Source organism: Nonomuraea sp. NPDC052116 (assembly GCF_040680035.1).
Classification (GTDB): domain Bacteria; phylum Actinomycetota; class Actinomycetes; order Streptosporangiales; family Streptosporangiaceae; genus Nonomuraea; species Nonomuraea angiospora_A.
Genome location: NZ_JBFAWA010000006.1, coordinates 420,668 through 432,505, shown reverse-complemented (window position 1 = coordinate 432,505; position 11,838 = coordinate 420,668). Strand labels below are relative to the sequence as shown.

The 11,838-nt window shown below is 70.5% G+C and carries 10 protein-coding genes and 1 pseudogene; 1 reads left to right on the top strand and 10 read right to left on the bottom strand.

Going from position 1 to position 11,838, the window contains the following annotated elements; genetic code table 11:
* From AB0L65_RS14585 to thrC, 10 genes and pseudogenes are all read right to left on the bottom strand, one after another.
* A pseudogene (locus tag AB0L65_RS14585) lies at nucleotides 1-473 on the bottom strand (hypothetical protein); the annotation flags it as partial.
* A 90-nt stretch (nucleotides 474-563) separates the two neighbouring features.
* Nucleotides 564-1,211 (bottom strand): L-threonylcarbamoyladenylate synthase, encoded by a 648-nt coding sequence (locus AB0L65_RS14580; protein ID WP_355191410.1) that lies wholly within the window; start codon nucleotides 1,209-1,211, stop codon nucleotides 564-566.
* Between the two features lie 28 nt (nucleotides 1,212-1,239).
* The gene (gene prmC, locus AB0L65_RS14575) at nucleotides 1,240-2,094 is read right to left on the bottom strand and encodes a peptide chain release factor N(5)-glutamine methyltransferase (protein WP_185071361.1); all 855 of its coding nucleotides are present in this window, start codon (nucleotides 2,092-2,094) and stop codon (nucleotides 1,240-1,242) included.
* Complete coding sequence (gene prfA, locus AB0L65_RS14570; RefSeq protein ID WP_364244752.1) at nucleotides 2,091-3,143, bottom strand: peptide chain release factor 1; 1,053 nt, start codon at nucleotides 3,141-3,143, stop codon at nucleotides 2,091-2,093. Before prfA ends, prmC begins: the two co-directional genes overlap by 4 nt.
* 80 nt (nucleotides 3,144-3,223) lie before the next feature.
* Nucleotides 3,224-3,442 (bottom strand): 50S ribosomal protein L31, encoded by a 219-nt coding sequence (gene rpmE, locus AB0L65_RS14565; RefSeq protein ID WP_106248153.1) that lies wholly within the window; start codon nucleotides 3,440-3,442, stop codon nucleotides 3,224-3,226.
* A 122-nt stretch (nucleotides 3,443-3,564) separates the two neighbouring features.
* A complete protein-coding gene (locus AB0L65_RS14560; RefSeq protein WP_364244750.1) occupies nucleotides 3,565-4,200 on the bottom strand; it encodes a response regulator transcription factor in 636 nt (211 codons plus the stop codon).
* Nucleotides 4,201-4,257: 57 nt separating this feature from the next.
* Entirely contained in the window at nucleotides 4,258-5,523 is a 1,266-nt protein-coding gene (locus AB0L65_RS14555) for a sensor domain-containing protein (RefSeq protein ID WP_364244747.1), read from the bottom strand.
* Between the two features lie 141 nt (nucleotides 5,524-5,664).
* Nucleotides 5,665-7,716 carry a transcription termination factor Rho gene (rho, locus tag AB0L65_RS14550; RefSeq protein WP_364244744.1) on the bottom strand — a complete coding sequence of 684 codons (2,052 nt, stop codon included), beginning with the start codon at nucleotides 7,714-7,716 and terminating at the stop codon, nucleotides 5,665-5,667.
* A 457-nt stretch (nucleotides 7,717-8,173) separates the two neighbouring features.
* Nucleotides 8,174-9,100, bottom strand: a complete 927-nt coding sequence (gene thrB / locus AB0L65_RS14545) for a homoserine kinase (RefSeq protein WP_350730003.1) — start codon at nucleotides 9,098-9,100, stop codon at nucleotides 8,174-8,176.
* A 12-nt stretch (nucleotides 9,101-9,112) separates the two neighbouring features.
* Nucleotides 9,113-10,171, bottom strand: coding sequence for a threonine synthase (gene thrC, locus AB0L65_RS14540; RefSeq protein ID WP_364244741.1), 1,059 nt, complete (start codon nucleotides 10,169-10,171; stop codon nucleotides 9,113-9,115).
* Between the two features lie 158 nt (nucleotides 10,172-10,329).
* Between thrC and AB0L65_RS14535 the strand changes: the two genes are divergently transcribed.
* Nucleotides 10,330-11,826, top strand: a complete 1,497-nt coding sequence (locus AB0L65_RS14535) for a glycosyltransferase (RefSeq protein WP_364244738.1) — start codon at nucleotides 10,330-10,332, stop codon at nucleotides 11,824-11,826.
* The last annotated feature ends 12 nt before the right edge of the window (nucleotides 11,827-11,838 follow it).

Below are 11,838 nucleotides of genomic sequence, written 5' to 3'. Positions count from 1 at the left end.
TTGCCGTCCGAGTCCGACTTCCCGTCAGCGCCCGTCTTGCCGTCCGAGTCCGACTTCCCGTCAGCGCCCGTCTTGCCGTCCGAGTCCGACTTCCCATCAGCACCCGTCTTGCCGTCCGAGTCCGACTTCGTGTCGTCGTCCTTCGATGGGGGCTCGTCGGCCCGTGGGTTGTCGTACTTGTCCCGATCCCCCCGCACCTGCTTGGGATCGTCGTCCTCAGTAGCCCCCGCCCCCATCCGAGGCGGTTCGACGCGCTTCTCCAGCACCCCGAGCCGGACGTTGACGTCCTTGACCATCCCGTCGACGGCGTCCGCGACCTGCGCCGGGCGGTGGGTGGTCTGGGCGGACAGCCCGGCGCGGTGCATGGCGGCCCTGACCTGGTCCTCGACCGTACGCATCTGCGTGGCCGCGTGTTTCACCTCGGTCAGCAGGTCACGGACCAGCTTGGGATCCATGCCGTCGAACTTGCCCATGGGCCACTCCCGGACGTAATCGCCGCTCCGGGCCTCACCGTAGTGTCGGCCGGAGGGCGATCGCAGCCGGGATAAGCAGACGGTATGGCGTCAGTCGTCGGTGGCGACGTACCCGATGATGCCGCGCAGCTTCTCCACCGGGATCGCCCCGCGCCGCAGCAGCCGGGGCACGGCGGTGGTGAGGTCGATGATGGTGGAGGGCGTGTTGTCGGTGGTCTTGCCGCCGTCGAGATAGACCTCGATCGAGTCGCCGAGCTGCTCTTGGGCCTCCTCCGCCGTGGTGGCGGCGGGGGCGCCGGAGCGGTTGGCGCTGGAGACGGCCATGGGGCCGGTCTCCTTGAGCAGGTCGAGCGCGACCGGGTGGAGCGGCATGCGGACGGCCACCGTCCCCTTGGTCTCCCCCAGGTCCCAGGAAAGGGCCCTGTTGGCCTTGCAGACGAGCGTGAGCGGCCCGGGCCAGAAGGCGTCTATAAGGTCCTGCCCGTACGGCCCGAGGTCGTCTATGAGCGCTGTGGCGGCTCTGACGGTGCCCACGAGCACGGGCGGCGGCATCTCGCGGCCCCGGCCCTTGGCGTCGAGCAGTGCCGTGACCGCCGCCGGCGTGAACGCGTCAGCGCCGATGCCGTAGACGGTGTCGGTCGGCAGCACCACGAGCTCGCCGCGCCGCACGGCGGCCGCGGCCTCCATCACGCCCACGGTCCGCTGCTCCAGGTCGGAGCAGTCAAAGCGTCTGGCCATCGGTCCTGTCACCTCACTCGCATGGATCCTAGTCCTGGCCCAGCCGGGCCGTGACGAAGCGGTCCCTTCTGGTGAGGTCCTGGCGAAGGCGCACGTCGCGCCAGCCGTTGTCCTCGGGGAACGTCAGATAGACCGCCCTGCCCTGCTGGTCGGCGTGCTCGACGACCACCCAGCCGCCGGGCCGCAGCAGGCGGCGGGCCGTGCGCTCGACCGCGCGCACCTCGCCGAGCCCGTCCTCGCCGGAGCCGTACAGCGCCCTGGTGGGATCGTAGTCGCGCACCTCGGGGTCGCGCGGGATCGCGCCGGGCGGGATGTAGGGCGGGTTGGAGATGACCAGGTCGACCTTGCCGTTGAGCTCGGGCAGCGCCTCGGCCAGGTCTTCGGGGTGCAGGTGGGTACGGCCCTGGCCGAGCTCGGAGATGTTGCGCTTGGCCCACGTGTACGCTCCGGGGTCGACCTCCACGGCGTGGACCTCGGCCAAGGCCACCTCCTGGGCGATCGACAGCGCGATCGCGCCCGAGCCGGTGCCGAGATCTACGACGAGCGGGGCGGTCACGTCCATCGCGCGCAGCGTCTCGATGGCCCAGCCCGCCACCACCTCGGTCTCGGGCCGCGGCACGAACACGCCCGGCCCGACCGACAGCTCGAGGTAGCGGAAGTAGGCGTGGCCGGTGATGTGCTGCAGCGGCTCGCGGGCCTCGCGCCTGGCCACGCCCTCCCAGAACAGCGCGTCGAAGTCGGAGTCCTTGACCGTGTGGAGCTCGCTCCTGCGCACGCCGTGGACGAATGCCGCGATCTCCTCAGCGTCGGTGCGCGGTGAGGGAACACCTGCCTCGGCCAGCCGGGCGGTGGCGAGGGCGATCTCGTCCAGCAGAAATGTCATGAGTGTTGTGCGAGCTTCTCCGCCATCTCGGCGTCGATGAGGGCTTGGGTCACGGCGGTGAGCTCACCGTCGAGAACCTGATCGAGGTTATACGCCTTGAAGCCGACCCGGTGGTCGGAGATGCGGTTTTCCGGGAAGTTGTAGGTGCGTACGCGCTCGGAGCGGTCGACCGTGCGGACCTGCGACTTGCGCTCGGCCTGCGCGGCGGCCTCGGCCTGCTCCTGGGCGATGGCCAGCAGCCGGGCCCGCAGGATGCGCAGGGCCGACTCCTTGTTCTGGAGCTGGCTCTTCTCGTTCTGGCACGAGACGACCACGCCGGTCGGCAGGTGGGTGATGCGGACCGCCGAGTCGGTGGTGTTGACGCTCTGGCCGCCGGGGCCGCTGGAGCGGTAGACGTCGATGCGCAGGTCGTTGGGGTCGACCTGGACGTCGACGTCCTCGGCCTCGGGGTAGACGAGCACGCCCGCGGCGCTGGTGTGGATCCGGCCCTGCGACTCGGTGACGGGCACCCGCTGCACGCGGTGGACGCCGCCCTCGTACTTGAGCCTGGACCACACGCCCTCGTCGCCCTTGGCCTTGATGCCGACCGTGACGTCCTTGTAGCCGCCCAGGTCGGAGGGCTGGCTGTCGATGACCTCGGTCTTCCAGCCGAGCCGCTCGGCGTATCTCAGGTACATCCGCAGCAGGTCGCCCGCGAACAGCGCGGACTCCTCGCCGCCCTCGCCCGCCTTGATCTCCATGATGATGTCCTTGTCATCGTTGGGATCGCGCGGGATGAGCAGGTGCCTGAGCTTCTCCTCGAGCTGGGGGACGCGCTCCTCCAGCTCGGCCGCCTCGGCCGCGAACGCCTCGTCCTCACCGGCCAACTCCTTGGCGGCGGTCAGGTCGTCGCGCGTCGAGTCGAGCTCGCGGTACGTCGTGACGATCGGCGTGAGCTGCGAGTAACGCCGGCCGAGGGTGCGGGCCTTGTTCTGGTCAGCGTGCACGGCGGGATCGGCGAGCTGCAGCTCCAGCTCGGAATACTCCTTGAGCAACTCGTCGAGGTTCACCGTGTGTCCTTAGTCTTGGGGCTTACACCAGTAACGCCGACCCAGCGCACGGGCGTGCGTCCGGGCCGGCGTCGGTGAAGCTACTTGCCCGTGGCCTTCTTGCCGAAGCGCTTCTCGAAGCGGGCCACCCGGCCGCCGGTGTCGAGGATCTTCTGCTTGCCCGTGTAGAACGGGTGGCAGGCCGAGCACACGTCGGCGTGGATGACGCCGTTCTTGGCGGTGCTACGGGTGGTGAACGTGTTACCGCAGGAGCAGCTCACCTGCGTCACGTTGTAGTCAGGGTGGATGTCGCGCTTCATCGCTGTCCTTTCGGGGTGCGGCCGCCGGGTCGCCTTCACGCACGGCGTGAACCGGAACCGCTAAATGGTCAGCTACCAGTGTGCCAGATCGTCCAACCATCCCAGGCCATCGCGCATTCCCGTCAGCGCCCCAGATAGGTGAGTACGGCCAGCACGCGGCGATGATCCTCGGGTGCCGGCCCCAGGGCCAGCTTGGCGAAGATACCGGAAATGTGCTTCTCCACCGCGCCTTCCGTGACGACCAGCCGGGCGGCGATGGCGGTGTTGGAGCGACCCTCGGCCATCAGGGCCAGCACCTCGCGCTCCCGGGGGGACAACGAGTCGAGCGGGGCGCCCCGGCGCTGGCGGCTCAGCAACTGCACGACGACCTCGGGATCGATGACCGTGCCGCCCGCCGCCACCTGCCGCAAGGTCTCCAGGAACTCGGCCACGTCCGCCACCCGCTCCTTCAGCAGGTAGCCGACGGCCCTGCCGATGAGGTCGCCGGCATAGCGCTCCTCGACGTACTGCGACAGGACCAAAATCGGGAAGTCCGGCCTGGCCACGCGCACCTGCAGCGCCGCCCGCAGGCCCTCGTCGGTGTGGGTCGGCGGCATGCGTACGTCGACGATGGCCAGGTCGGGCTCGTGCTCCAGGACCGCGGACACCAGCGCGGGCCCGTCGGAGACGGCCGCGACGGTCTCGATGCCGCCGTCGGCGAGCAGACGCGCGAGCCCCTCGCGCAGAAGTACGGAGTCCTCGGCGATGACCACGCGCATGGCCACATGACTACAGTGGACAGCGTTGAGCTGTCCACTGCAGGCCGCGGCATGCGCCTACCACTCGCAGGGCAGCTCCGCACGCACGAGAGTGGGCCCGCCCACGGGGCTGTGCAGGACCAGCACGCCGTCGATGGTGGCCGCCCGGTCGGCCAGCCCCGACAGGCCGCCACCCGGGCAGACGACGGCCCCGCCGATGCCGTCGTCCCACACGTCCACGACCACGCCTCGATGGTCCCTGAGCACCGTCACCGACGCCTCGGTGGCGCCGGAGTGCTTGGCCATGTTGGTCAGGCTCTCGGCCACGATGAAGTACGCGATGCTCTCGACCGCGGCGGGCGGCCGCTCCCTCAGCTCGACGGAGACGTCCACGCGGATGGGCGCCCGCGCGGCCAGCCCCGACAGCGCCGCGTCCAGGCCGCGGTCGCTCAGGATGGCCGGGTGGATCCCCCTGGCCAGGTTGCGCAGCTCGGCGATGGCGGCCTTGGTGCCCGCGTGGGCCTGCGCGATGAGCATCCTGGCCTCCTCCGGCTCGCTGTCGAACTTCGACTGCGCCCGCCCCAGGTCCACCGCCACCGACAGCAGCCGCTGCTGCGCGCCGTCGTGCAGGTCGCGCTCGATCCGGCGCCGCTCCGCCTCGGCCGCGTCGATCCCCCTGGCCCTGCTGGCCCTCAGCCGCTCCTCCTGGCTGCCGCCGAGCAGCACCGTCGCCAGCGTCCCGTGCAGCCAGGCCATCCCGCGTACGAGGTACGCCGCGAGCACGAACACCAGCATCCCGAAGACCATGGCGACGACGGCGCCCGGCCAGCTGTCGATGGTCAGCTCCGTGTAGACGTCCGCCGCCGCCCACAGCGCCATCAGGACGGGCTGGATGATCAGCACCACCGCCGTGAACCACAGCACGACCGACACGGCGGTCTCGACCAGGCCGAGCGGGAGCAGCATCAGCAGGTATCCCAGGTCCTGCCAGGTGGCCGCGTCCCCCAGGAGCCAGCGGAGATGCGCGCCCAGCCCGCGTTCGGGCCTGGCCCGGTACGGGTCGGCGATCTTCACGCCGAACGCCGCGTACATCAGCCGCCTCTCCAGCATCGCCCCGCCGCGCCACATCAGCACCGCGGCCATCATCAGCGGCACGCCGACCCAGACGACGGTCAGCGTGAGCGACGTGGGCACGGCGACGGACAGCGCGACGAACCAGCCGATCCCGGTCACCCCCGTGATCAGCAGGTACGGCGCCGCCCGCCACGTCATGGGGTCCACCACGACCCCCAGCGGCCCCTTGGCCCCGAACGGCACCCGATCCTTCAACGCGGCTGATCGCATGCCTTCAGCCTGCACGCGCGAGGGGCCGCCGTGAATACGGATGGCAACCGGCGTCGGGGTAGGGCTACCCCCACCTACCCAGCCGGCGCGCGAAAGGGGCGGCACGGGGACGAACCCCATGCCGCCCCTCTCAGGGAGCCGCTAGTCGCGGTCGTTGCTCACCGTGGTCTTCTGGACCTGCAGGAGGAACTCCGCGTTGGACTTGGTCTCCTTCATCTTCTCCAGGAGCAGCTCGAGCGCCTGCTGCATGTCGAGCGCGTGCAGCACCCGGCGCAGCTTCCAGACGATCTGGAGCTCGTCCTTGCCCATGAGGATCTCTTCCTTACGCGTGCCGGACGCGTCCACGTCCACCGCGGGGAAGATGCGCTTGTCGGCCAGGGAGCGGTTGAGCTTGAGCTCGGCGTTGCCGGTGCCCTTGAACTCCTCGAAGATGACCTCGTCCATCTTGGACCCGGTCTCGACCAGGGCCGTGGCGAGGATCGTCAGCGAGCCGCCGTTCTCGATGTTGCGGGCGGCGCCGAAGAAGCGCTTGGGCGGGTAGAGCGCCGTGGAGTCGACACCACCCGACAGGATGCGCCCGGACGCCGGGGCCGCCAGGTTGTAGGCGCGGCCGAGGCGGGTGATCGAGTCGAGCAGGACGACCACGTCGTGGCCCAGCTCCACCAGGCGCTTGGCCCGCTCGATGGCGAGCTCGGCGACCGTGGTGTGGTCTTCGGCCGGACGGTCGAAGGTCGAGTGGATGACCTCGCCCTTGACCGACCGCTGCATGTCGGTGACCTCTTCGGGCCGCTCGTCCACGAGCACGACCATCAGGTGGCACTCGGGGTTGTTGCGGGTGATCGCGTTGGCGATGGACTGCAGCACCATCGTCTTACCGGCCTTGGGCGGCGAGACGATGAGGCCGCGCTGGCCCTTGCCGATCGGCGAGACGAGGTCGATGATCCGCGTGGTGAGGATGTTCGGCTCGGTCTCGAGGCGCAGGCGCTCCTGCGGGTAGAGCGGCGTCAGCTTGTTGAAGTCAGGCCGGTTGCGGGCCTGGTCCGGGTCCATGCCGTTGACGGTGTCGAGGCGGACCAGGGCGTTGAACTTCTCGCGCCGCTCGCCGTCGCGGGGCTGCCTGACGGCGCCGGTGATGACGTCGCCCTTGCGCAGGCCGTTGCGGCGGATCTGGGCGAGCGAGACGTAGACGTCGTTGCTGCCCGGCAGGTAGCCGCTGGTCCTGACGAACGCGTAGTTGTCGAGGATGTCGAGGATGCCGGCGATCGGGATGAGCACGTCGTCCTCACCGACGACGGGCTCGCTGCCCTCGAAGCGGTCACGGCCGCGGCCGCGGTTGCGCTCCCTGAAGCGGCCCCGGCGACCGCGCCCGCGATCGTCGTCGTCGCCGCCACCGCCGCGCTGGTCGCCGCGCTGGTCACCGCGCTGGTCGCTCCGGCCCGCGTCGGCGGCGCGCTCGCGCTGCTCGCCGCGGCCACCGTCACGTCCACCGTCGCGTCCGAGGTCACGACCGCTGTCACGGCCGAGGTCACGGCCACTGTCGCGCCCGCCGTCACGGCTGTCACGGCTGTCACGGCCGCTGTCGCGGCTGCTCTCGACACGACCGCCCTCACCGCGGTCGCTGCCGGAGCGGTCGCCCCGCTCGCGGCGCTCACCGCGGCTGCGGCGCTCGCGACGGCTCTCGCCGCGCTCGGCGCGCGTGTCGCTCTGGCCGCTCTCCACGGCCTGGGCCTGCGGCTCCGCGACCGGCTCGACCGGCGCGGCGGCCGCGACGGGCTCGGGGGCCACGGCGACGGGCTCCGCCGGCTGCGCGACGGGCTGGGCCGCGGGCTCCTCGGTGGTCTTGGCGCGGGAACGTTCCCTGCGCGTACGGGTGGGCCGCTCAGCGGCCGGGGCGGCGTCGGCCGCGGCGGCGGCGGGCGCCTCGGTGGCCACGGCGGGAGCCGAAGCCGCCTCGCCGGAGCCGCCACCCTGCTTCTCCTGGATGGCCGCGATCAGCTGGCTCTTCCGCATGCGCCCGGTCCCGCTGATGCCCAGCTCCGCTGCCATCTTCTGCAGTTCGGGCAGCACCTTGGCGGACAGGCCGGTGCCGGAGCGACGCGCACGGGTGGCCTTCGCCGGTGCGCGGGTGGGGGTGTCGCCGGACGCCGGCTCTGCGCCTGATGCGTCGGAGAGGAGTTCGGTGGTGTCGCTCAACTAAAAGGTCCTTCCCAGGGGTCGGGCGCCGGTTTCGTTCTGCCGGGCGTCCCGGAGGTGCTTGCGATCCGGCGGGACAGACCGGGTCGGGGTGCACGCTGTGATCTTCGGCTGTCGCTGTGGACGGCCGCCACTCTTGGGGAGAGGCTCGTCCAAGCCGCCACAGGGCCGTGGCGCGTGGCTGACACCCCCCAGATTGCTGTCGCCAACCAGATGTCGATGTGATTCGAACGCGCAGATCCCCGTCGTCGCCGCCTCGTTTCGAGCCAACCGGGTGTGGGCCAACCGGAGGCAACGGAGTCCGGGGAGACAGCCGCGCTGCTCACGCCTCGCGACGTGAAACATGATGCAGCGATGTGTGGCTGACAAGCACGCACCCACCAAGGGGGCATCTGGTGCGGCTACCAGCCTAACATCACCAGCGCACACGGCTATTCCCTGAAGGTCTAAAGAGGCATCAGCGTGTCTCGGGGAACTGAACGTTCGCACCAACCGGGTCGACGTCCATTTGCTGGATGTGCCAGTCATTACCCACTTCTGGCGCGATCAAATCCTGCGTATCCGATGTCGAAAACGCAAGGACCGTGGGACCCGCTCCCGAAACGACGGCGGGCACGCCCACTGCACGGAGACGTTCTACCAGATTCGCGGTGTCCTGCATCGCAGGCGCGCGGTAATGCTGATGGAGTCGATCTTCGGTGGCGGCGAGCAGCAGCCCGGGCTCCGGTTGCCGGGTCAGCGCCGCGATCAGCAGCGCAGCCCTGCCGGCGTTGAACGATGCGTCCTTGTGGGGCACGTCCTTCGGCAGCAGCCCCCGTGCGGTCTCCGTGGCCAGCCGGGTGACAGGAACGACCACGACCGGGCGGATACGCTCGTCTGGAGCCAGTTTCACCATATGCGGCGCCCCGGAGTGGTCGTACCAGGCCACGGTCAGTCCGCCGGCCAGACAGGGGGCCACGTTGTCGGGATGGCCCTCGATCTCCGTGGCCAGCGCGAAAACGTCGTCGTCCGAAAATCGCCCGCGCTCAGAAAGTTGTTCGCCCTCAGCCAAAGCGCGGGCCGCCAGGATGCCCGCGCACAGGGCGGCCGACGAGGATCCCAGCCCGCGCGCGTGCGGAATCCTGTTACGGCAGTGCAGGCGGATCCCGCTGGGCTGCGTGATCCCCATGCGATCGAAGGTGGCCCGCATCGCCTTGACGACCAGGTGACCTTCTCCGAGATCCAGCTCACCCGCGCCCTCGCCCTCGACGGTGACGCGAACCCCGGCCTCGTCGGTGAGCGCGGCCTCAACGTCGTCGTACAGGCTCAGCGCCAGCCCGAGCGCGTCGAAGCCGGGACCCAGGTTCGCCGAGGTGGCGGGCACGCGAATCTCAACGGTCCGCACATGAACTCCCTGTCAGGCGAGGTTGAGCGCCGCCGCGGCGGCGTGGACGTCGATGGGGATGACGACGGGCGCGGGCGCGCCCGAGATCGCCCAGTCGGGGTCCTTCAGCCCGTTGCCGGTGACGGTGCAGACGATGCGCCGGCCCGGGTCGACGAGCCCCTGCGCGTGGGCCTGGAGAAGCCCCGCGACGCTGGCGGCCGAGGCCAGCTCCACGAACACGCCCTCCTCCTGCGCCAGCAGCTTGTACGCCGCCGCGATCTGCCGGTCGGTCACCGCCTGGATGACGCCGCCCGACTCGTCGCGCGCCGCGGTGGCCAGCGACCAGGAGGCCGGGTTGCCGATGCGGATGGCGGTGGCGATCGTGTGCGGATGGGACACGGGAGCGCCCTGGACGATCGGCGCCGCCCCGCTGGCCTGGAAACCGAACATGCGCGGCCGCTTGGTCGACACCCCGTCGGCCGCGTACTCCTGGTAGCCCATCCAGTACGCCGAGATGTTGCCCGCGTTGCCCACCGGGATGCAGTGGATGTCCGGGGCGTCACCCAGCGTGTCGACGATCTCGAACGCCGCCGTCTTCTGGCCCTGCAGCCGGAACGGGTTGACCGAGTTGACCAGCGCGATCGGGTAGCTGGACGACAGCTTGCGGGTCATCTCGAGACAGTCGTCGAACGACCCCTCGACCTGCAGCAGCGTGGCGCCGTGCACGAGCGCCTGGGCCAGCTTGCCCATGGCGATCTTCCCCCGTGGCACCAGCACGGCGCAGGTCAGCCCGGCGCGTACGGCGTAGGCCGCCGCCGACGCCGAGGTGTTGCCGGTGGAGGCGCAGATGACCGCCTTGGCCCCCTCCTCGACCGCCTTGCTGATGGCCATGGTCATGCCGCGGTCCTTGAAGCTGCCCGTCGGGTTGGCTCCCTCGACCTTCAGGTAGACGTCGCACCCCGTCAGCGCCGACAGACGGTTCGCGGGGACCAGCGGCGTGCCACCCTCGAGCAGCGTAATGACGGGCGTCTTCGGAGTGACAGGAAGACGCTCGCGGTATTCCTCGATGAGGCCACGCCACGACCTGCTCATGATGACTCCCTACCTGCGGTGTTGGGCACAGAGTGTACGGGGTGCGGCAGGCCGCCGCCGATCCGCGTCCACCGGCCGGACACATCCATTGGACAGGGGCACTATTCAGGAAATTCTCAGCATCTCCCGATAAGGTCTCGGGGCAGGGGGTCACCACCATGGACGCGCGTCCTGCCTTGACGCAGAACGACTATTCGCCGATCGCGGCGCCGGAGCTCGGCACCTGGTCACCCGCCCTTTCCGTGAGCGTGGTGATACCCGCTCACGGCGGGCAGGACCGGCTCGACCTGACACTCGCGGCGCTGGCGGCGCAGACGTACCCGGACCATCTCATGGAGGTCCTCGTCGTCGACGACGGCAGCGAGCCTCCCATCCTGCTGCCCGAGATCCGGCCCGCCAACACCCGCGTCGTACGGGTGCGCGACGGCTGGGGCATCTCCAACGCCGTCAACACCGGCGCCAAGGCCGCCGACGGCGAGATCATCCAGCGTCTCGACGCCGACATGGTGGCCTGCCGCGAGCACATCGAGGCCCTGGCCCGCTGGCACCACGTGACGGACTATCTCGTCACGATCGGGATGAAGAAGTTCGTGGACGCGCCGCCGGTCACGCCGCGCCAGGTCTTCCGGGCGGGCCATCTGGGAGAGCTGTTCGACCTGGCCGGGGCCGTGTCCAGCTCCACCGAGGCGACGATCGCCAAGACCGACGGACTGCGCAAGAGCCGCAACCCGTACCACGTGTGTACGGGGCCGACCTTCGCCCTGCCCCGGGAGGTCTTCCACGCCGTGGGCGGTCTCGACCCGAACGTGGCGCGGGGCGAGGACACCGAGTTCTCCTACCGGCTGGCCATGCACGGCGTGGTGTTCGTCCCTGACATGGACGCGCAGGCCGTGCACCTGGGGCTGCCCGCGCAGCACCGCGACAGGGAACGCGCCGTGCGGGCCGTGGAGCCGTACCTGGCGCACCGGATCCCGCTGCGCAGGGATCTGCGCAAGGACCGGGGGCGGCGGTGGCTGGTGCCGTACGTGGAGATCGTGCTCGACGTCACGGACACCTCCGAGTCGGTGGTGCGGCAGGCGGTGGCGGCGGCGCTGGACGGCAAGTTGCAGGACGTGGTGGTGACGCTGGTGGGGCCGTGGTCGCGGCTGGCCTCCGGGCGCCGGTCCGTCCTGGCGGATCCGTGCTTCGAGCTGCGGCTGATGCGTGACCTGTTCGCGCACGACGATCGCATCCGCCTGATCGACGAAGCGGCCCCCACGCCGGCGCCCACGCCGTTCCGCTACCGGGGGCCGGTCGACGTGCCGCTGCACCGGGCGACGCTGGAGCGCATGATCGAGTCGGTGCAGAAGGACCTCACCGGCGTGCTGATCGTCGACCTGCCCGACGGGCGCACGGCCCGGCTGGAGCGCACCTCCGCCCTCGGCCGCGCCGTCCTGCTCGCCGACCCGGGGACCGCCGACGTGGACGACCTCATCGCCACCACCCACGGGGTACGCCACGAGCCGCCGGACCGCTACTGGCCCGTGCCGGCTCCCGCGCGACCCGAACCGGTCACCATCCCCGCCCCGACTTCGGCCGCCGCCCCGGTGACCGTCTCGGTGCCGCCGGAGAACACGCTGCTGCGCCGTCTCAAGTCCGCCCTCCGCCCCAGCTGACCTCCGGGCACG